Below are 20978 nucleotides of genomic sequence, written 5' to 3' on the forward strand. Positions count from 1 at the left end.
TCAGGTGGAGTGGAGTCTCCATCTGAAGCCCCGATGTTCTGCTTGAGCAGAACGAGTTCACTGGGTTATGAAGAGCATAAATAATCCAAGTAGTAGATTACGCAAGCTATTGATTCAAAATAAGTGTCTAAACATAGTTACTTGTAATAAATGTAATGGAACAGGACTAAGCCAACAAGCTATTCACACAACAGTTGAAGGGAAAACTATCACTGATTTAGAAAATATGTCTATTAGAGAATTACATGAATTTTTGAATAGATATAAAGATAAACTATATGATATAAGTTTACTTTCAGAAATACTTGTAAAGCTTAAATGTATGATAGATGTAGGTCTTTATCATTTAACACTTTGTAGACCAATACCATCTTTATCAGGTGGAGAAATACAGCGACTATTTCTTGCTACATTTGTAATAGCAGATATGGATTCTATTATATTTGTTTTCGATGAGCCGACAATTGGATTACACGAGATTGAAAAAATAAATCTCATTAGGATAATCAAAAATTTAGTGAACAAGGGAAATACAGTTGTTGTAGTAGAGCATGATAAAAGTTTTATTGAAACAGCTGATTATATTATAGATTTAGGTCCAGGGGCAGGTGTCATGGGTGGTGAACGTATTTTTCAAGGTAACTATAATGAATTTATGTCATGTAATCACTCCCAAACAGCCCCATTCCTATCAGGAGTTAAAGAAGTAGCAGTAAAAAAGAATCATAGAACTATTGATAGAGGGAAAGTATTAACAATTAAGAATGCTAATAAAAATAACCTTCAAAATCTTTCACTAGATATTCCTTTAGGAGTTATTGTAGGTGTAGCAGGGGTATCTGGAAGTGGTAAATCAAGCCTAATTACTCAAACTTTAGTACCTAATCTAAAAGAAATTTTAAAAAGGAAGTTTGTAAAGGATGTTAATGAGTACGATAACTACAAAAAATGTAACGATATTGTTATTACTGGATTTGAGAATATTAAAAAATGTATAGTAGTAGATCAAAGACCTATTGGAAGAAGTAAAACCTCTTGTCCAGCCACATATGTCGGTATATTAGATCGAATTAGAAATCTATTTGCTAATACTCCACAGGCTATGTCAAATGAATATACTGCGGGATTATTTAGTATAAATTCCCACGGAGGATGTGGTGTTTGTAATGGAGACGGTGTAGTTCAATATAATATTGGTTATGGAAATTTTATTGAACTTGAATGTAAGAGTTGTGGAGGCACTGGATTTGTTGAAGAGGCAATGGAAATAAAAATTTGTGGTAAAAATATAAGAGAAGTACTCGAAATGACTGTTTTAGAAGGCGTAGATTTTTTTCATAACATTGATGAAGTTACTTGTAATATGCTAAAAACTCTCAATAGAGTGGGTTTGGGATATATAAAATTAGGACAAAAGACAACAACGATTTCAGGTGGAGAAGCACAAAGAATAAAACTTGCAAAGGAACTTGCCAAGAATCAAGTCAAAAATAGTTTGTATATTATGGACGAACCAACAACTGGGTTATCATTCACAGATAGAGAAGATCTTATGACTTTAGTTCAAGAGCTTTGTGATGCTGGAAATACTATCATTATAACAGAGCATGATCCTGTTGTTCTTAGTAATTGTGACTACATTATTGAATTAGGGCCTGGAGGTGGCAATGATGGAGGTTATGTTATTGCAACAGGAACACCAAAAGAAATAAAAACAAATGATAAATCTATAATAGGTAGGTGGCTATATGAGTGATGAATGGCAGTTTTCTAAACCAGAAGATGAGAATATGAATAGTGAAATATTAGGTAATATTGACAATTATTTAAAGCAAAAGCGATATAGACTAGTAAATAGTATACTTGTAATAAAAAATGAGAAAATTGTTTTTGAGAAATATTATAAAAAATTTAATAAACATAGTCGGAATAATATAAAGTCAATATGGAAAAGTATTTTATCTATCGTTACTGGAATTTGTCTTGATCAGGGAGTTATAAAAAGTCTTGATGAACCTATTTACAAGTATTTAGAAGAATTTTCTCATAACAATCATATTTATCATAAAGCGATAACCATTAGAAATTTACTTACAATGACATCAGGTATATACTGGAACAATGGTATTCATTATAACTGTCCAATGATGACTCAAATGATGAAGGAAGATAATTGGTTAGAATATTTGTCGGATATAGCCGTAAAGGATTTTCCAGGTAGCAAGTTTACATATAAAGAGTGGGATGTTATTTTGCTTTCAGCTTTGATTAATAGAGCATCAGGAAGAACTACTTATGAAATTTGCAATAAATTTTTATATAAACCACTTAATATCAAAAGTGGAGATTGGTCACTTAGTCCAGATAATGTATCATATACAATAATGGAAGGTGAAGAAAATTCAGATTTATCTGCAAGAGATTTAGGGAAAATAGGTATACTGTTATTAAACAATGGAATATATAAAGATAATAGAATCGTATCCGAGGAATACTTGCGTCAGGCTACAAAATCTAGCCCAAAGAATTTAGAGTATGGATACCTTTTTTGGGTATCTAATATGGGATATAGTTGTCGTGGTTTTGGAGGTCAGGAGATTAATATATATCCAGAGCATAAAACAATAACAGTAATTCAAGCAACACCAACACCATTAAGTAAGGAATATAGCGATATTAATGAAGAAATAATAAAATCTATAACTTGTTCTTAATATGTAAATTAAATATTTCTATATGAAATCAGAAAGTTAATCACTTTTTATCAGAATATACAGTTTAAGACATCGGGGTTAAAGTGTTTTATATGTTCCCTTAAAATTAAATTTCAACGACATAATCCTTGACTTATATTATCCAAAAGTTTTATAATTTAAATGTATTAAAATAAAAGCTTTGAGGTGATTAGTTAAAATGATTATATAATCTTATCCCATTTTTAGCATTTACAGTAGTATAGGTAAGAGTGAACATATCTCTTAATGTATGGATATGTTATTTTGAGTTGGCTAAACTACTATAAGTTTTGGATAGGATTATAATTATGTCATATTTAACTTGTTTTTATAGAACACTATTATGCTATTCTTGATTCAGAATAGTTGTTTTGTGTTAATTATGTATATGATGATACCTATAACCTTTCCGAAACTTTTTAGTCGGAAAGGTTTTTTTGTTTTTTACAGACATGAAAGGATGATGAATATATGAATATAAAGATAAGTGAATATAATCTTCCAATAGAGAAATCGGGACCTTATGGAATTACTGTAGGACCTGATGGAGCTATATGGTTTGCTGAGGAAGTAAATAAAATCGGACAGTTAGTTTTTAAAAATATAAACTGATAAAGAAAAACATTAAAAAATGAAAGGAAGAGTATACCCGATGACAGGACCAGATAAGAAAAAGCTATATCCAAATGAGAATATAAAAACAGTTTGTTTTATAAGTAATTTACCTAAACGACCCAATGTAGAAATTGGAGAATATACTTATTATAGTGATAATAAAAAATCTCCTGAGAAATTTTATGATAACATAGAGCATCATTATGAATTTCTAGGAGATAAGCTAATCATAGGTAAATTTTGCGCAATAGCAGAGGGCATTAAATTCATTATGAATGGAGCAAATCATAGGATGGATGGCATAACAACCTACCCCTTTAATATCTTTGGAGGTGGTTGGGAAAAGGTCACTCCAACAGTAGAGCAGTTACCATTTAAGGGAGATACAGTGATTGGAAATGATGTATGGATAGGACAAAATGTAACTATCATGCCTGGAATAAAAGTAGGTGACGGGGCCATTATTGCTGCAAATGCAACTGTTGTTAAGAATATTGAGCCTTATACAATATATGGAGGAAATCCAGCTAGATTAATAAAGAAACGTTTTAGTAATGAAGTAATTGAAGCCTTATTAAAGCTTCAATGGTGGAACTGGGAAGAAGAAAAGATTTTTAATAACCTTAAAAAATTAACATCAAGCGAAGGGTTGGATGACCTAATATAAATGGTGATTGATATTTTGAAGAATAAACCCCACACAACGGGGCAGAAAATGTCGGATAGATAGTTTAAATTTCTGTTATTCTATTGATGAGAGGAGGTCATGCAAATGGATTCGCTTAAAAGAATGAATGAAGCATTAAGCTATATTGAAAAGAATCTTACGAATGATATTGATCTAAAAGAAGTTGCTAAGATAGCTTTATGTTCTCAGTATCATTTCCAAAGAATGTTTTCCTTCCTTGCTGGTGTTACTTTGTCGGAATATATTCGCCGAAGACGATTAACCCTTGCAGGTTTTGAGATTATTAATAGCAATATAAGGGTAATCGACGTTGCCATTAAATATGGATATAGTTCTCCAGACTCTTTTACAAGAGCATTTCAAAATATGCATGGTGTAACACCATCATTAGCCAGATATAAAGGAGAATCGCTAAAAGCATATCCACCAATGACCTTTCAATTATCAATTAAAGGAGGAAATGAAATGAACTATCGAATCGAAGAAAAAGAAGCATTTAGCATAGTTGGTATTCAGAAAAAAGTGCCTATTATTTTTAATGGAGTAAATCAAGAGATTGCATCAATGTGGAAAAGTTTAGATGGTGAAGTGATCAGTAAGCTTAAGGAATTGTCTAATGTAGATCCTATAGGATTGATTAGTGCATCTACAAACTTTTCAGAAGGTAGAATGGAAGAAAAGGGAGAGTTTGATCATTACATTGGTGTAGCAACAAATAATGAATGCCCAAGCGATTTAGAAGAACTTAGAGTTACAGCTTCGACATGGGCTGTATTTGAAGTGGTGGGGCCATTTCCAGAGACACTTCAGGATGTCTGGGGACGTATTTATTCTGAATGGTTTCCATCTTCAAATTATGAAATAGCAGAAGGACCAGAAATATTGTGGAACGAAAATCAGGATACAAGTTCATCAACTTTTAGAAGTGAAATACGGATACCTGTTGTTAAGAAGAAATAGAAGTTTAATGATACCTACTTCAGCCCTCGATATGTTTCCATGGAAACATATCGAGGGTTTATTTTTAAGTAAAAAATGATTCTAAAAATAGATAGGGTCTAGTTGACATAATGGATAAATTTGGTTATGTTTAGGTCTACGGAGCGTGGATTTTTTTTAAAAGCATATAGGTTTATACTAAAGATGAGGTGAACACAATGGATATAAAAAGAAGAAAAGAACTTTTGGAAGCTTATAAAAACAGACATCCTGAAATGGGCGTAATATCTTATCGCTGTAAAGAGACTGGCGAAGTATTCTTAGGAATCTCAAAAGATACAAAAGCAGACTTCAATAGCACAAATGTTAAATTAGCAGCGAACTGGCACCCTAATAAACGATTACAGGAACTATGGAATAAACTTGGCTCAGAAGGTTTCGAACTGTCAGTTGTTAAAGTATTAAAATATGATAATCCACAAGAGGATCATACTAAAAAATTAGAGAGTTTAAGAGAGCAGTGTTTAGCTACGGACCATAATGCAAGGAGGATATGGAAATGAAGGAAAAGATTGTTATGGTGTCAAAGGGCTATGATCGTGTAGACGGCAGAAAGGCCTATCACTCTGACATCAAACGTTTGACATTAGGTATGTCTATGATGGAAGAAAATAAAAAAATGCAGGTTGCAGCACAAATTTGGAAGCAGGCTAAAGATGGCGAATTGATTTTGGCTCAGGAGATACCTATCCATCAGATATTTGACTTGATAATCATTTTATCTAGGACATTACTTTACTTCAAGGAGGCTTATCGTCTTCCTCTTTTATATGACCCGGAAAAGCCAACCGTGGAACGTATTGGGATACAAGGAGATGTATTACCCGTAGAGGTTTGTATTGATAATCAAAATATCAATGAGGATATCAAAGTATTTACTCAGAGTTTGAACGATTTAGGAGAACTGATTGGGGAACGTCAACGGGTACTTAATCACATTTTAGAAGAATTGGAGTGTTATTAATATGAAACACAACTGTATTCTATCACCCACCAGACAGCTAAAAGAAGAGGAGCAATCCCATGTCTGGCAAAAGCCTCCCTCACATATTGAAAGTGAAGCAGAAAAACGTATATATCAAGAAGTAGTAAGGAACTGGAATCGCGGTGAAATGAAAATTAGTACAATTTTGCTTGAGGGCGATGCAGGTTCAGGAAAAACCCAGCTTGCTAAAGCTCTCTCTGCTGATTTTAACCTACCTTATACGAAAGTAACCTGTTTTGCAGATATGGATAAATCCGATGTGTTGGGTTCTATTCTCCCGGTACTGTCGGAAAAAGATGATAGATCAGATATTGTTGAATATCGCTATTATCCATCAGAAATTGTCCGTGCGTATGAAAATGGATGGCTTTTAGAGATTCAGGAACCTACAGTGATTAGGGATGCTGCTGTTTTAATGGCTCTAAATTCCGCATTAGAACCAGATGGCAGTCTAAACTTACCTACCCGTATTGTACATCGTCATCCTGATTTTATTGCTATTATAACGACAAACCGTGGCTATAATGGCTGCCGTCCTCTAAATGAAGCTTTGCGTGATAGAGTGCAACATGCAGAAAAGTTGGATTTACCATCTAAAGAGGTTATGATGGAACGGGCAAAAGCTAAGACTGGTTATCAATTTAAAAATGTCCTTTCTCTTTTAGCAGAAACAATTATGCTACTGGATGAGACAGCACGGTCTAACGCAATTAAAGGTGTGGCCGGGATGCGATCCTATTTCTTTTGGGTTGATGCCGTTCAAAGGGGTGCCTCAGTACAAAATACTCTATATCATAAGGTTCTTTATAAAATTACCACTGATCCACAGGAGCTTGCCATTTTAGAACAGGCACTAGCAAGCCATGGCTTGACAGATAAGCTTGTAGAACTTAATACTGTTTGTCATTCTCATTCAGATGGAGAAAATACTGAAGTAATGGAACTTAATATTTCTGAGGATGGAGAATTCTCTGCCGAAACAGATAAGGCTGACAAAAATGCAGTGCGTTTGAGAAAATCAGAAGACAGTGAGGGGCATTCGGATAGGAGCAGTGATAAAAATACTGATGTTTCAAGCAATGATAATGGAGAAAATGGCATTCCATTTTATCATGAGCTTGATAGATCCGATACAAAAGAGTTACAAAAAAAAGAATTTCGTAAACAGTTGAACAGGGAAGCACGACAAAGTGTCCTAGGCAGCTGTCATGAAGAAATTAAGCTTATTGTCCACCGCCCAGAAGCTACCGCTAAAAACAAAGAGGAGTATAACAATATAGCTGCTACTTTACTACCAGTCATTCGGGAACTAATCCGCAAAACTAACCCACTTTTAGAGCATGAAGTTTCAGCTGAATTTGCTAAATCTCAGCTTTATGGAACAAAATTTTGCGCGGATCAGGTCGCTTCTTTGGATTTCCGCGTATTTGCCAGCAAGCGTCCGCCTATGGAAGAGCCCTCTCTTGCAGTTGCTCTCAGGATTGACGAATCAGCGTCTATGTCAGCTTTCGGCCGATTAGATGCAGCAAAACAGGCAGCAGTCGCTTTATATGAATTCTGTACTGGATGTGGTATTCCGATAATGGTTTACGGTGATACAGCAGACCGCTCCAAGCTGGAACAAATGTCCATTAATGCATATGTCGACTTTGAAAGTAAAGACGCAGATGAAAAATATACTCTTATGAATATTCAGGCTCGTAGCAATAACCGAGATGGCATGGCATTACGTATTATTTCTGATAGATTGCTTAATGCACCACAAAAAACTAAATTGATAATCAGCATCAGTGATGGACAGCCTAAGGCTATGCCTGATTATACAGGTGAAAAAGCAGATTATGATATGAAAAATACTTTACAGGAATTTAGGCGTAAAGGCATCCAATTTCTTGCAGCGGCTATTGGTCAAGATAAAGAGGCTATTCGTAAACTTTACGGAGCTGAATTTACATTGGATATGACTGATCTAAAGCAGCTTCCATCAAGACTGGTACAAATAATCACAAGGTTTCTATAAGTATGTTATACTAAGCAGAAATGAGGTGAAAACATGGATTGTGTAAAAATAGGAAAATTGATAGCTAAGTTAAGAAAGGAAAAAAAGCTTACACAAAGAAATATCGCAGATGCATTGGGTATTCAAAGTAAAACGGTTTCAAAATGGGAATGTGGTTTAGGTTGTCCTGATCTATCGCTATGGCCGGAGCTTTCTGCTATTTTGGGTGTTGATATGAAACAGATGATGGAGGGCGAAATTGAGAAGAATAAGCCAGATAATGGAAATATTCACAAAGTACGTTTTTATGTCTGTCCTTCCTGTGGGAATATTCTGGTAAGCACAGGAAGTGCCTCTATCTTTTGTTGTGGAAGAAAATTGGAGCGTATCATACCTGTGGATACACTTAACGCACCTAAAATCACAGTAGAAGAAATGGACACGGACTACTTTATCACCTTTGACCATCCTATGACAAAAGAACATTATCTTTCTTTTGTTGCTTATGTTAAAAGTGACAGAGTAGTTTTGAATCGTTTATATCCAGAACAAAGTCCAACTTGTAGGTTTCCAATAACTACTGGTGGCAAACTATATGTTTATTGTATTAAACATGGTTTAGTGGAATATTTAGATAATCTATGATGATTAAAGCGGGCTTTACATTAAGATATTTAAGAAGTATTATAATAAATGAGAGATTTTGAAATTAAAAAGAATACACTATTTTAGCTAGACATGTGCTGGCAACTTTATCTTTATAATGCTGGTAATCTTGAGGAGTTAGATGCACTTTGGTTAAATGGAGAATTAATGAAAATGTAGCATAGATAGGTTATAGATGATTTTTACATGCACGTGTGCAAAACAGAGATGCCAATGAGATAAAGGTTATTAGTGATAAAATTAATAAAGTTGAAATAGAGCTAATATAAAAGGTAAAATAAAAAGAGAACTACATTTCAATAAGAAAATGTAGCTAAATATTAAAATCAAAGGCTTAAAGGGAAAAAGGAAAAAACTATTTTCCCATTTATCACCCGACAAATGTGGAGAGTGTTGTATCGAGGTCACAGAAGAATTAAGTAATGAGTAAAATTTATATAATTCATGTTTGGCAGAATGAAAATATGGATATTTGTATAAATTTCTTGACTCTGACACCGTGTCGCACTTTATAATCAAAATAAGGAAAAGAAATGAGGTTATGATATGGAGCTTAAAACAATCAGCAAGGTGTCAAGAGATTACGGAATTTCTACAAGGATGTTACGTTATTATGAACAAGCAGGATTAATTGAAAGTCTGCGTAAAGACGATTATGCTTACCGGGTTTATGACGAAAATGCCATTAGTCGTTTGCGGAAAATCATAGTCCTGCGTAAGCTGCGCGTTCCTGTCAAGCAAATTATAAGGATACTTAACAATTACGACGCGGCGGAAGTAGTGGAAATCTTCAGGCAAAACATAAGCGAAATAGACAGCGAAATCACTTCCCTGTCTACCGTTAAATCTATATTGACTCGTTTTGTTGAGGAAATCAATGAAAAAGCCGATGTTAATTTAAAACTTCTGGGAGACGAAGCTGTATTCTCTGTTATAAGATCTCTTTCTTTTTCTGATAATCAAATCAAAGGAAAGAAGGAGAATTTATCAATGGAAGAATTAAATAAAGCTAACGAAGAATTAATGAAACTGGAAGATAAGGATGTGCGGATCTTGTATCTTCCGCCTATGACTATAGCTGCTGCTTATGCTTCAGGAGAAGGCTGTGAAGGCAAAGCATTGGATATGGTAAATCAATTCACAAAAGAGAGCGGGTTATTAAAAATTAAACCCGACGCACGTAGTTTCGGTTTTGATTGCTCTCAAGGCTCCATAGAAATTGGTGAAAACTCACACGTATATGAAGTATGGGTGTCTGTTCCCGATAATATGGATATACCGTCACCTTTAGTAAGACGAAAGTTCAACGGGGGATTATATGCTGCTCATGTGTTAAGGACGTGGGATTTTCAGGATTGGAGACGACTTAAAGAATGGGTTGATGCAAGCGATAAATATGATAATGACTGGGGTTCTCCACGATGGGAATCGTCGGAAACAATCTTTGGACAAGGTTTTGAAGAAACTTTAAATTTTTATAACTTTGTTCAAAGTGGTCAAATGAAGGATTTGCAGCTTGATTTATTATTCCCTATTAAGGAGAATAAAAATGAAAAAGTATAATATCGGATCAATAATACCATTTGGTGGCTATAACTGGCGCATTCTTGACATAAAAAACAATGCGGCTTTGATTATAACCGAATGTATTATAGAACAGCGTGCTTATCATGATGCTTATAAGGATATAACATGGGCAGACTGCTCGTTAAGAAAATATCTTAACAGTGAATTTTATAATAAATTCGACGCAATTGATAAAGCAAGAATAATACCAGTATTAAACAAAAACCTCGACAATCAGTGGTATGGTTCAAAAGGTGGGGAAGATACGCAAGACAGAGTATTTTTATTAAGTCTAGAGGAAGCAGTGTGCAAATATTTCGGTGATAGCAGTTTAAAACTGCAAAATCCAGGAAAAAATCAAAGATATTGGTTTCAAAGAAAAGATGAAAACAACAGTAAGCGAATGGCAAGACTTGAGGCCAATAAAGAGAGTGTTTGGTGGTGGTGGCTTCGGTCCCCCGGTCGCGTTAATGTAAAAGCTGTGTACATCCACGGTGACGGTAATATAGGTATCCAAGGCAACAATATATTGAAAGGTAACATCAGCGATGGCAAATGTACAGGCGGTGTTCGTCCTGCTTTGTGGCTAAAGTTAGAGAAGAGCCACTTGACTATGAAAAGTTTATAAATTATGAAAATGAATTACTTAATTAAAAATGTTTCATCTAAACAAGAACTTAAAAAGACGTTTGATTTCTTTAAAATGATTTTTATAGGTATGCCTATTGTCGATAATCCAGAATATTCCCTTGCGAAATGGGAAGAGCGGATGAAAAATTACGGTGATCTGATGATATATGCAAGTTTAGACAGTGAAGTAATAGGTATTGTTTTTGGTAGGATTGATGATAACTGTAGTATCACAATTGGCCCGGTGGCCGTGCACGAAAATTATAGGGGTATTGGAATAGCAAAAGAGATGATCTTTTTGCTTGAGGAACGGGCCGTACATTACGGAGTTCATTCTATCACTCTTGGTGCAGTTGAATCTGCCGAAGGATTTTATAGTAAACTTGGGTATACAGGTTCATTGTTAGTACAATCTCAAATCCATAGCATAGAACAACTTCTTTCGTTAAACAATAGATATAAGGTTGAATTCACAAATATCTACGACGGCAAAGTTAGTCAGGTGTGCTTAGAGTTGTCAGAACCAGATAGATATTTACAGAAAGAATATGAGGTGGCTTTTCCAGGTTGCTATACCCAGATGATGTATCGGAAGAATATTGGAACTACAAGTTAAAATACTCATATACTAAGAATATTGAACATGTTCCTATCAAGTAAACAGTAGATAAAGGTAAGAATCATTATGATGTCAATCATTTAATTATGGTTGACGTCATTTTTTATTGTCTAGGAAAGCATAAAATCCTTAATATAATAAGTACGGGTGTAGCCTTTGGAATAAAGAGATAAAGATATTTATAATAAGTTATATCTATAGCTATGTACATTTTAAATTTCACGCTTTGAGAGGACAACTAATAAATTTTAGTGAATATTTGCACCAATCTATAGGGTTTTGTATAATAGTTTATATAGATAGGTAAAATTATGGAAGAGATACCACATCATAAGAAACATGTTAAGAATTTTGGGAAATTTGATGAATAAAAAAAATAAGAGAAGGTGCTAATATGAGTAAAATATATTTCATTAAAAATTCAGAAGCTGATTATAATGAACTTGGCAAAAATGCTTTGGAACTTTTGAAGAAAATAGTATCAGAAACTGAACATAGCTTTGAAAAAGAAGTACCTATAAAGGTTCATTTTGGTGAGAAAGGGAATAAAACTTTTATTCCAGCAGAATGCTACGATGAAACTATAAATTATCTGAAAGAAAAGGGAGTTTCTCCGTCCTATATCGAAACCAATGTATTATATAGAGGAGCAAGGACTACCACAGAGAAGCACATCGAGACAGCAAAAGCTCACGGTTTTACACAGATTCCAATTAGAATAGCAGATGGAGATATTGGAACAGAGTATGATGAAGTAGAGATATATAAGGAATATATTAATAAATGTAAAATAGGTAAGGGTTATGGGAAGTACAAACAATTTATTGTTATGAGTCATTTCAAAGGACATGTAGCAGCTGGGTTTGGTGGTGCTTTAAAGCAGCTAGCTATGGGATTTGCTGCTAGAGGAGGAAAGCTAGAACAGCATTCTGGGATATCCCCTGTAGTAGATGCTGAGAAATGCATATCATGTGGTATCTGTGTAGATAAATGTGATTTTAATGCTATCGAAAATCCAGATACTGCAATTATTGATGAGGGTAAATGCGTTGGATGTGCAGGATGTATTGCTGTCTGTCCTGAAGGTGCAATCCAAAATACCTGGGGAGGGGCTCATTTTCTTGAGAAACTTTCAGAGTATGCTTACGGAGCATCAAAAGATAAGGATATTATATACATTACTTTTGTTCACAATATTACAAAGGAATGTGATTGTGCTGGAACACATATGGAACCAATCGCAGATAATATCGGTATTCTTGCTGGCAAAGACCCCGTTGCTTTGGATACTGCGTGTCTAGACTTGGTTCAAAAAGATAGTGGAGAAAAACTTTTTGAGAAGGGTAGAGTATCTCTTGTACATGCAGAAAAAATAGGCTTGGGAACAATGGATTATGAACTTATTGAAATAAATAATATGTAAATTTATGACAACAAATACATATTTATAATCTGATATTTTTAAACTTTTAGATAAATGTTAAGGCAATTGAGTCATTAGAAGATTTATATGGGATTATTGTAAAAGTAGAATTTGATAACTATAAAACGTATATTCCTTTATGTGATTTAGACGATGAGGGTGAGCAAGGATTACATGATTATAGGGTTTAGTTTGCTAATAGATAATTAAATATTATAAAGATCATCTATCGGTGAAAGATTAGGTGTTTTAGCAAGAATATATCATAAATCTAGCTTAAATAAATACTAATAAAAAAGAGGGATGTAAAAATGAGAAAAGAGGCAACATTGGCACAATGGAAAAAATTATATGATGTAGCTATTGAGATTAAGAAGTTAAAACCCTGGGAATATCTATGGGACTTAGATATAGTAACCTTGATATTACCAGACAAGGAGGAACCTATTTATTGCAGCATAATGGGTAGAGGTGGAGAATGCTTTGCAATAGGTACTTATTTAGGTTTTAATGCAATACATGATTTTTATAAAATGGCTGATAGCAAAGATATTCCACCGGAACAAATGATTCGATATCAAGACAATAATGTCGTTATGTGTCATTTTGGGAGTAGAGATGAATTGTCTAAGCAAGAACTATCGCTAGTTAAAAATTTAGATTTAAAATTTCGTGGAAAAAATAATTGGATTTATTTTCATTCTTTTAATAAGGGATATGTTCCATATATGTTAGATGAAGACGAGGTGATTCAACATACAGAAGTCTTACAGCATCTATTTATGGCACTCAAAGCTTATATTGTAAATAAACTTCCAATAGATTTTGAAGATGGACATACATTACTTCGTAGATATGATCCAGAAAAAGAAATATGTATAAACCATCAAGCATCTATTCTTTTGCCTAAAAAAGAATACTTTGTGCCAGTTATACAAGATGACATATTAATATCTAAACTTAAAGCACAGAAAAAAAATAACGAAGACGTTGAAATAGATATAGCTTATTCAAATAAAGTGATTAAGGATAAAAAGTATGATCGACCAGTACAATCTAGGATTTGTATTCTAGCTGATCATAAAAGAGGTCTAGTAATGGATCAGTCTATGCTTTCTCCAGAAGCTGATGATATAGATGAAATGTTTGGTATTATAATTAATTATATTATGCAAAGAGGAAAACCGAGAACTATTTTTATAAGGGATGAATATATAATGTGTATTTTAAAAGATTTGTGTGAAACGCTTGGAATTAAACTAAAAATAAGAGGTAGGTTATCAGTGATTGACAACTTTATAAAAATGTTCATAAGTTTTAGGTTTTAGTATGACATCTAAGAAAATGTATAGAGAATTAGTATAGAGATAGTTGACCAAGCAATTAAGGAAGGCAGAGAGAACGCTTAAATCAATTCCATAAATAATGCAAAGTTTCACACTGATAAAGCTGAAGAAGTTATGGATTAGCTTAGAAAAGACTGTGACCAAGAGGTTTTAGATACAATTGTAAATATGTAACCATAAAGAGTTGTTTAGATGTCCTGTAATCCTTCAACTTTAGCTAGTGATTTGAAATACCTATATTAAAAAGAATAGAGACCCTTGGAAGTGGCTAACCTAAGCTGTTTTCAAGGGGTGTTTTTGTTTTATGGGATAAAGGTGGTGATAAACAGCTAATACCAATACTGTTCTTATAATCAGAATGAAATAATCATGCATTTTACTTAAAAAGATATTTTGAGCTCTTAAAAATTTACTTCTTTACAATCAATCTATTCTGTGTTACTATATACTAGTAATAAGTATTACTAAATAGTAAAGAGGCGATTTAATTGGAAAATATCACAGAAATGTTAAAAGGTGTACTGGAAGGCTGTGTTCTTGAAATTATCAGTCACAAAGAAACATACGGTTACGAAATTACACGGAAGTTGAATGCACTGGGATTTTCGGATGTTGTAGACGGTACAGTCTATACTATCTTGGTACGACTTGAGAGAAACAAGTTGGTAGAAACTACGAAAAAGCCATCTCATAAGGGACCACCGCGGAAATTTTTTAAACTCAACGATGCAGGTCGTGAGAAACTTCATAAATTCTGGGAAAAATGGGAATTTGTAGCGACTAAAATCAATCAATTGAAGGAGGAGATGTAATGAATTTCTGGGAGAAAGTCACAGGAAGTGACATGACTAAAGAAATAAAAAGTTTTGAATCGCGTGTTAAAAAGTTACCAACTGATTATCAAGTGGCATGGGAAAAAATTAAGGCTAATCTTTGGCCACACTCAGATTTGACCGGTCGCAACTTAATGCCAATTTTTGATGGTGTGCTTGGCTTGCTTGAAGAGACGGCTGCCGATGGTCAGAGTATACAAGAGGTGTTGGGTGACGATATAAAAGGATTCTGTTCAGCTCTTGCTGACGAAGAAGGAGCAAATTCTTTTCGCGATAAGTGGCGCAAACAACTTAATAATAACATAGCTAAAAAATTAGGTAAATAGGAGGTTAAAAATGAGGATACAAGATATTATCGAAGGTAAAAAACAGTGGCGAGCACATATGTCCCGGGTCAAAGGGCTCCCGAAAGATTATCAGATTGTTTATAAAGAGATTCAGAAATATCTCTTTAAGGTAGGTCCTGTTGAGCTAACCAACGGGATAGGTTTACTCTCGGGGATTATCGATCTTTTTGAAGAGGGCGTGGCTTTGGGAAAAAGCGTACTCGAAGTGACGGGTAGCGATGTAGCAGCTTTCTGCGACAATCTAATCAAAGATTCAAAAACTTATGCTGATATCTATCAAGAATCTGCTAACCAAGAAGTTAACAAGGCTATGAAAAAGTTTACAGATAAAATCAAGTAAAAAGAGATATCGGGATTGAAAAGCAATTGAAGTACAATGTCTGTGGCTGTCTCAAAGGTGGAGTACATTCAAAAGTTGTTTAATGTTTGTAAGCATCAAAGGGATAGTGATTAAAGAAACATCAAGTAAAGGGGTGGTAGAGTGTATAAATATGAGTGGATATTATGCCCGATTTGTGGTAATAAAACACGGGTCAAGATAGGTGCTGAAACGGTACTTGAAAACTTTCCACTATTTTGTCCCAAGTGTAAACAAGAAACGATAATCAATGTTAAAAGACTGAATATGTCAGTTATCAAAGAGCCAGACGCTAAGACGCAGAGCCGATAACCGTGAATTAAATCACAGTTGTCGGCTCTTTATTTATAGAGGAGGGAAAAAATGAAAAAAAATATCATAAAAATTAATGGAGTAAAGAAATCTTATAAAAATGTAAAGGTACTCAAAGGGGTAGACTTGCAAGTAGAGCAGGGAGGTATCTTTGCATTACTAGGTTCCAATGGGGCAGGAAAAACAACGATGATTAAAATCATGGCTACTTTAATTAAATCAGATGAAGGAAGTGTTGTAATCAATGGTTTTGATATTGAAAAAAATCCAGGGGACATTAGGAGTTCTATTAGTCTTACTGGTCAGTTTGCTGCTATTGATGAAATTTTAACTGGACGTGAAAATCTTCAAATGATAGCAAAGCTTAGACATCTTAAAAATCCAAATCAAGTAGCAGATGAGTTAATTAAACGTTTTGGTATGTCAGAGGCTGCAGACCGTAGGGTGGGTACTTACTCTGGAGGCATGAAAAGAAGAATTGATATTGCAATGAGCCTTGTAGGAAAACCAAAGATTATTTTCTTAGATGAGCCAACAACGGGTCTTGATCCAGAAGCACGCTTAGAAGTTTGGAAGATTATAAAAGAGTTATCAGCTGCAGGAACTACAGTATTTTTAACGACTCAATATTTAGAAGAAGCAGAACAACTTGCGGATAAAATTGCTATTCTTCATGGAAGGAAGATTATTGCTCAAGGCACACTAGGAGACTTGAAAAAATTATTTCCACCTGCAAAAGTAGAATATGTTGAAAAACAACCGACACTAGAAGAGATATTCCTAGCAATCATAGGCAAAAAGGAGGAAAATTAAATGGAATCTACAAATAAATATTTTTTTAAAGATATGAGTGTTATGTTTGGACGTTCTATGCGTCATATTTTTAGAAGTATGGATACAATTATTACAGTTTGTATTACACCAATTGCAATGATGTTATTATTTGTTTATGTATTTGGTGGTGCAATAGAAACGGGCACAGAAAATTATGTTAATTATCTATTGCCAGGTATAATGTTAATGGCTATTGGCAGCGGGATTGCATATGTGGCTTATCGTTTATTTATAGATAAAGAGCGTGGTATTTTTGAACGTTTTCACTCTATGCCAATTGCTCGTTCTACAGTATTATGGGGACATGTATTAACCTCATTAATTTCTAATGGAATTTCTGTAGTAGTGATTATAATTGTTGCATTATTATTGGGCTTCCGTTCCTCAGCAGGAATCTTAGAATGGTTAACTGTATTTGGGATTATTGGTATCTTTACTCTTGCTTTGACTTGGATTGCTGTAATTGCAGGACTTGCTGCTAAAACACCAGATGGTGCAGGCGCATTCTCTTACCCAATTATATTCTTACCATTTATCAGCTCTGCCTTTGTACCAACAGATACAATGCCTTCAGCAGTACGTGCCTTTGCAGAAAATCAACCTGTAACACCTATAGTAGAGGCTATTCGAAATCTATTAACAAATCAATCGGTAGGTAATGATATATGGACAGCACTGGCTTGGTGTATGGCAATAACAGTAGTAGCTTATATCTTTGCAATGAGGCTATACAAAAAAATATAAGATAGCTTTATACAAGTGCATTTAAATTTTAAATTTAATGTTTTTAAGTGAATATTGAAGTAAGTTTTATTTTCCCTCAGACCTAGGTTTGAGGGAATTTTGATTTTGAACGTACAAATATTAATTTTACTAAACTAGTGTGTGATGTTTCAAAGAGGGTAGTGAATCAAAAGTTAAATATTAACAATATATAGCTTTTTTATTAAATTTATATAATATTTTATGAAAAAAGCATAATTAATATATTTATAGAATATAGTTTAAAAAGGCAAATCACAGAAAATTCACAATAATCTTGAAATATCTAATGCTAAAAGGTTATAGAATAATTATTTTTTTATGAAAAAATTACTTCGCAAGACATAATTAAAATAATTGAGAAAAATTACTGTGAAAATATATCCAAGATTACATCATTAATGAAAGAGGCATTGAAAGTTGCACATGGTCAGATATTTGTATTAAGTTTTTAAGTGCATAATTTAAAGAAATAAGGAATTAATATCTAAGGTTAAATCTAAGATATAGAGAATTATTAATAATGTTTTTTTTAGTAAGTTATCAATAAAAAAACAAACAAATAAGGGGGAAAATTTATGAAAAAATTTATTGCTTTACTGTTGGTAGTGCTTCTAATATTTTCACTTGTTGCTTGCGGCAATTCTGAAAAAGAAGAACAGCCTTCCAACTCTGAAACAGAAAATCAGCCTGACAATTCTGAAACAGAAGATCAGTCTGATAACTCTGAAGCAGAAAAACCTGAGAACACAAGACCATTTATAGCTGGAACAGCTGATTTTAGTGGTGACTTCCACCAAGGTTGGACGAACTCATCATACGATGTTAACATTAGACGATTAGTATGGGGATTCGGTTTAATGACTAACACTCCTCAGGGTGAGATTGTTGATTCTCCACTTGTTGAAAGCAAAACAATAAGTGACGACTTAACAGAATGGACATTTAAACTTAAAGATGGTGTTAAATTCCATAACGGTGAAGAATTAACTGCTAGTGATGTTAAATTCACATATGAGTTCTATATGGATAAAGAAGCTCTAGCTGCAACTGGTGGTACTTCATCAATGAGCGATTACATTGATGCAATAACTGTTGACGAAGAAGCTAACATCGTTACATTCAAGATGAAGAAAGTTATCTATACAACTGATGCCACTGTATTTCATGAAACGTGGATATTAGCAGAAGATACTATCGAAGATGGTGCTACTGCTGCAGGTCAAACTGTTCAAGAATACGTAAAAGCTAACATTAGTAACCCAATTGGTTACGGTCCATATAAATTTGTTGAGTACAAAGAGTCTGAATACGTAAGATTAGTAGTTAACCCAGATTACATTGGTAAAGCTCCAGCGATCAAAGAAATTATTGTTAGATATACACCAGCTGAAACTGAATTAGACCAATTGCTATTAGGTGAAGTTGACTTATTACCTCAACAAGTAGAGGCAGAAAAAATTGATCCTGTTAAAGCAGATGATAACTTTAGTACAAACAACTACTTCAGACATGGTGGAGGTACAATGGTATTACACACTGACTTTGAAGCCTTCCAATTGACTGAAGTACGTCAAGGATTTGCTTACGCATTTAATAGACCAAAACTTATAGAATTATACATGGGTGAATACGGTATTGCTTCTCAAGGCCCTTATTCTAAGAACCATTGGATGATGTTTGATGATGATGAAGAGGATCTAATAGGTACAGCTGCGGTTAGTAGATTCGAATCGTCATTAACAGATTACGATATTCTTGATGCACAAGGTGATTTTGATGAAGATGTAAATATTGCTAAAACCCATGAATTATTTGATGCTGCAGTTGCTAGAACTGATGGTGAATACGCTAACTTTACTGGTGATGCTGACAGTGGATATAAATGGAAGGGAGAACCTCTAAATATTAAGATTGCCGTAACTTCATTCTGGACAGATACTTATCACTTAGTATGGAATGATAAATACGTTTCAAAATTAGGTTTTGATGTTACAATAGTTGGTTTAGACTGGCCTGTTATGTATGGTCACTGGATAGGTGATACTGATGAAGAAAGACAGTATCATGCATATGTAGGTGGTATGAGTTATACAATTAAAGCTAACCCAAAAGCTGATTATGCGTCTGATAAAATTTTAGACTGGGGTCACCCATCAAATAACGGTCCTCGTTTCAGTGGTGGTTCGTCTTTAAGTCCACAAGAGTGGGATCAATTATTAGAAGACATCGAAAATGCTCATCCAATTACAGGTCGTGACGAATATAGGGAAAATTGGAGAGAATTTGTTAGAGTATTTAATAAAGAAGTACCAGTTATTCCAGTTTATTCTAACAATTATCATGACTTATATACTTCTGACTTAGAAAACTTTGATACTAATGCATTATGGCCATGGACGAGTGCTATTCTTGATGCAAACTGGAAGTAGTTTGATTATTTTAGTTTGATTAGTTTTAAGGCCACTATCTAATGATTAGATAGTGGTCTAATTTTAAAAGGTGAGGTGAGCTAATGGAAAACAAAGGAAGATCTAAAACGATCATTGAGATTATAACTCCATATGCTACTTATTTAGCTAAACGTTTGGTTTCACTAATCCCTGTATTATTGCTAATATCAGTAATAATTTATTTTTTAATTAGTATGATGCCTGGTGATCCTATTGTGGCTATGTTAGATCCAGAGAAAACGGCTACAATGACAACAGAGGAGAGAAATGATTATGTGGAGACGATGAGAGCTTTTATGGGTTATGATAAGCCACCAGTACAAAGATACTTTGTTTGGGTAAAAGACACTTTCCTTGAAGGTGAATTTGGATATTCTATTAGATTTAACAAACCAGTTAATCAGCTCATTGGAGGTTATATAGCACGCTCCTTTAAAGTAAATATTATTGGGTTTATTTTGGCATTTTTGATTTCTATCCCAATTGGAATTACAGCAGCAGTAAAGAAAAATAAGTTTTATGACAAAGTTGTTACTGTTCTTACAATTGTTGGAATTTCATTGCCGTCATTTTTCTTAGCGTTATTGTTAATATTGCTATTTGTTGTAATACTTAAGATACTACCATTCTCAGGGATGTCAGATCCTAGGGGAGTGATACCAGACTGGCATTATTTAGTTTTACCAGTAACAGTTGTTGTATTAACATCTTTAGCAAGTTTAACTAGATATGTTAGAGCTTCAATGATAGAAGTGTTAAAATCTGACTATGTTCGAACTGCAAGAGCAAAGGGACTAGTAGAAAAGGT

General features: G+C 33.9%; 22 protein-coding genes. All 22 read left to right on the forward strand.

From position 1 onward, the window contains the following. The first annotated feature begins 67 nt into the window (after positions 1-67). The gene (locus JMO20_RS09500) at positions 68-1756 is read left to right on the forward strand and encodes an ATP-binding cassette domain-containing protein (RefSeq protein ID WP_202709353.1); all 1689 of its coding nucleotides are present in this window, start codon (positions 68-70) and stop codon (positions 1754-1756) included. Beyond that, on the forward strand, positions 1749-2714 hold the full coding sequence (locus tag JMO20_RS09505) for a serine hydrolase domain-containing protein (RefSeq protein ID WP_243414701.1): 966 nt from the start codon (positions 1749-1751) through the stop codon (positions 2712-2714). The genes JMO20_RS09500 and JMO20_RS09505 overlap by 8 nt, the downstream gene beginning before the upstream one ends. A 492-nt stretch (positions 2715-3206) precedes the next feature. Beyond that, a complete protein-coding gene (locus JMO20_RS09510; protein WP_202709354.1) occupies positions 3207-3347 on the forward strand; it encodes a hypothetical protein in 141 nt (46 codons plus the stop codon). 40 nt (positions 3348-3387) lie between these two features. Further along, positions 3388-4017, forward strand: coding sequence for a Vat family streptogramin A O-acetyltransferase (locus JMO20_RS09515; RefSeq protein WP_202709378.1), 630 nt, complete (start codon positions 3388-3390; stop codon positions 4015-4017). Positions 4018-4122: 105 nt separating this feature from the next. Further along, positions 4123-4998, forward strand: a complete 876-nt coding sequence (locus tag JMO20_RS09520; protein WP_202709355.1) for an AraC family transcriptional regulator — start codon at positions 4123-4125, stop codon at positions 4996-4998. Between the two features lie 197 nt (positions 4999-5195). After that, positions 5196-5540, forward strand: coding sequence for a GIY-YIG nuclease family protein (locus JMO20_RS09525; protein ID WP_202709356.1), 345 nt, complete (start codon positions 5196-5198; stop codon positions 5538-5540). Continuing rightward, the gene (locus JMO20_RS09530; protein ID WP_202709357.1) at positions 5537-6001 is read left to right on the forward strand and encodes a DUF6530 family protein; all 465 of its coding nucleotides are present in this window, start codon (positions 5537-5539) and stop codon (positions 5999-6001) included. The genes JMO20_RS09525 and JMO20_RS09530 overlap by 4 nt, the downstream gene beginning before the upstream one ends. A 1-nt stretch (position 6002) precedes the next feature. Continuing rightward, a complete protein-coding gene (locus tag JMO20_RS09535) occupies positions 6003-8042 on the forward strand; it encodes an AAA family ATPase (RefSeq protein WP_202709358.1) in 2040 nt (679 codons plus the stop codon). Between the two features lie 33 nt (positions 8043-8075). Further along, the gene (locus JMO20_RS09540; RefSeq protein ID WP_202709359.1) at positions 8076-8666 is read left to right on the forward strand and encodes a helix-turn-helix domain-containing protein; all 591 of its coding nucleotides are present in this window, start codon (positions 8076-8078) and stop codon (positions 8664-8666) included. A gap of 567 nt (positions 8667-9233) precedes the next feature. Next, positions 9234-10250 carry a MerR family transcriptional regulator gene (locus JMO20_RS09545; RefSeq protein ID WP_202709360.1) on the forward strand — a complete coding sequence of 339 codons (1017 nt, stop codon included), beginning with the start codon at positions 9234-9236 and terminating at the stop codon, positions 10248-10250. Then, positions 10237-10881: a DUF6273 domain-containing protein gene (locus JMO20_RS09550; protein WP_202709361.1), complete on the forward strand. Its 645-nt coding sequence runs from the start codon at positions 10237-10239 to the stop codon at positions 10879-10881. The genes JMO20_RS09545 and JMO20_RS09550 overlap by 14 nt, the downstream gene beginning before the upstream one ends. A gap of 90 nt (positions 10882-10971) precedes the next feature. Beyond that, entirely contained in the window at positions 10972-11499 is a 528-nt protein-coding gene (locus tag JMO20_RS09555) for a GNAT family N-acetyltransferase (protein ID WP_279380095.1), read from the forward strand. A gap of 397 nt (positions 11500-11896) precedes the next feature. Next, the gene (locus JMO20_RS09560; protein ID WP_202709363.1) at positions 11897-12925 is read left to right on the forward strand and encodes a DUF362 domain-containing protein; all 1029 of its coding nucleotides are present in this window, start codon (positions 11897-11899) and stop codon (positions 12923-12925) included. Positions 12926-13236: 311 nt separating this feature from the next. Beyond that, on the forward strand, positions 13237-14253 hold the full coding sequence (locus JMO20_RS09565; RefSeq protein ID WP_202709364.1) for a DUF7309 domain-containing protein: 1017 nt from the start codon (positions 13237-13239) through the stop codon (positions 14251-14253). A gap of 506 nt (positions 14254-14759) precedes the next feature. Then, entirely contained in the window at positions 14760-15083 is a 324-nt protein-coding gene (locus JMO20_RS09570) for a PadR family transcriptional regulator (protein ID WP_202709365.1), read from the forward strand. Beyond that, on the forward strand, positions 15083-15430 hold the full coding sequence (locus tag JMO20_RS09575) for a DUF1048 domain-containing protein (RefSeq protein WP_202709366.1): 348 nt from the start codon (positions 15083-15085) through the stop codon (positions 15428-15430). Before JMO20_RS09570 ends, JMO20_RS09575 begins: the two co-directional genes overlap by 1 nt. A 10-nt stretch (positions 15431-15440) precedes the next feature. Next, positions 15441-15791, forward strand: a complete 351-nt coding sequence (locus JMO20_RS09580) for a DUF1048 domain-containing protein (protein WP_202709367.1) — start codon at positions 15441-15443, stop codon at positions 15789-15791. 141 nt (positions 15792-15932) lie between these two features. After that, positions 15933-16121, forward strand: coding sequence for a cysteine-rich KTR domain-containing protein (locus tag JMO20_RS09585; RefSeq protein ID WP_202709368.1), 189 nt, complete (start codon positions 15933-15935; stop codon positions 16119-16121). Positions 16122-16172: 51 nt separating this feature from the next. Further along, the gene (locus JMO20_RS09590) at positions 16173-16934 is read left to right on the forward strand and encodes an ABC transporter ATP-binding protein (protein ID WP_202709369.1); all 762 of its coding nucleotides are present in this window, start codon (positions 16173-16175) and stop codon (positions 16932-16934) included. 42 nt (positions 16935-16976) lie between these two features. Next, entirely contained in the window at positions 16977-17699 is a 723-nt protein-coding gene (locus JMO20_RS09595; protein ID WP_279380094.1) for an ABC transporter permease, read from the forward strand. A gap of 596 nt (positions 17700-18295) precedes the next feature. Further along, positions 18296-20149, forward strand: a complete 1854-nt coding sequence (locus JMO20_RS09600; RefSeq protein ID WP_202709372.1) for an ABC transporter substrate-binding protein — start codon at positions 18296-18298, stop codon at positions 20147-20149. 83 nt (positions 20150-20232) lie between these two features. Beyond that, on the forward strand, positions 20233-20978 hold a 746-nt coding region (locus JMO20_RS09605; protein WP_202709374.1), incomplete at its 3' end, for an ABC transporter permease.

This window comes from Sporosalibacterium faouarense (assembly GCF_016765695.1).
Classification (GTDB): Bacteria; Bacillota; Clostridia; order Tissierellales; family VENL01; genus Sporosalibacterium; species Sporosalibacterium faouarense.

Coding starts and splice junctions, on each gene's coding strand:
- JMO20_RS09500 (WP_202709353.1), top strand. CDS start 68: ATGAAGAGCATAAATAATCCAAGTAGTAGATTACGCAAGCTATTGATT.
- JMO20_RS09505 (WP_243414701.1), top strand. CDS start 1,749: ATGAGTGATGAATGGCAGTTTTCTAAACCAGAAGATGAGAATATGAAT.
- JMO20_RS09510 (WP_202709354.1), top strand. CDS start 3,207: ATGAATATAAAGATAAGTGAATATAATCTTCCAATAGAGAAATCGGGA.
- JMO20_RS09515 (WP_202709378.1), top strand. CDS start 3,388: ATGACAGGACCAGATAAGAAAAAGCTATATCCAAATGAGAATATAAAA.
- JMO20_RS09520 (WP_202709355.1), top strand. CDS start 4,123: ATGGATTCGCTTAAAAGAATGAATGAAGCATTAAGCTATATTGAAAAG.
- JMO20_RS09525 (WP_202709356.1), top strand. CDS start 5,196: ATGGATATAAAAAGAAGAAAAGAACTTTTGGAAGCTTATAAAAACAGA.
- JMO20_RS09530 (WP_202709357.1), top strand. CDS start 5,537: ATGAAGGAAAAGATTGTTATGGTGTCAAAGGGCTATGATCGTGTAGAC.
- JMO20_RS09535 (WP_202709358.1), top strand. CDS start 6,003: ATGAAACACAACTGTATTCTATCACCCACCAGACAGCTAAAAGAAGAG.
- JMO20_RS09540 (WP_202709359.1), top strand. CDS start 8,076: ATGGATTGTGTAAAAATAGGAAAATTGATAGCTAAGTTAAGAAAGGAA.
- JMO20_RS09545 (WP_202709360.1), top strand. CDS start 9,234: ATGGAGCTTAAAACAATCAGCAAGGTGTCAAGAGATTACGGAATTTCT.
- JMO20_RS09550 (WP_202709361.1), top strand. CDS start 10,237: ATGAAAAAGTATAATATCGGATCAATAATACCATTTGGTGGCTATAAC.
- JMO20_RS09555 (WP_279380095.1), top strand. CDS start 10,972: ATGCCTATTGTCGATAATCCAGAATATTCCCTTGCGAAATGGGAAGAG.
- JMO20_RS09560 (WP_202709363.1), top strand. CDS start 11,897: ATGAGTAAAATATATTTCATTAAAAATTCAGAAGCTGATTATAATGAA.
- JMO20_RS09565 (WP_202709364.1), top strand. CDS start 13,237: ATGAGAAAAGAGGCAACATTGGCACAATGGAAAAAATTATATGATGTA.
- JMO20_RS09575 (WP_202709366.1), top strand. CDS start 15,083: ATGAATTTCTGGGAGAAAGTCACAGGAAGTGACATGACTAAAGAAATA.
- JMO20_RS09580 (WP_202709367.1), top strand. CDS start 15,441: ATGAGGATACAAGATATTATCGAAGGTAAAAAACAGTGGCGAGCACAT.
- JMO20_RS09590 (WP_202709369.1), top strand. CDS start 16,173: ATGAAAAAAAATATCATAAAAATTAATGGAGTAAAGAAATCTTATAAA.
- JMO20_RS09595 (WP_279380094.1), top strand. CDS start 16,977: ATGTTTGGACGTTCTATGCGTCATATTTTTAGAAGTATGGATACAATT.
- JMO20_RS09600 (WP_202709372.1), top strand. CDS start 18,296: ATGAAAAAATTTATTGCTTTACTGTTGGTAGTGCTTCTAATATTTTCA.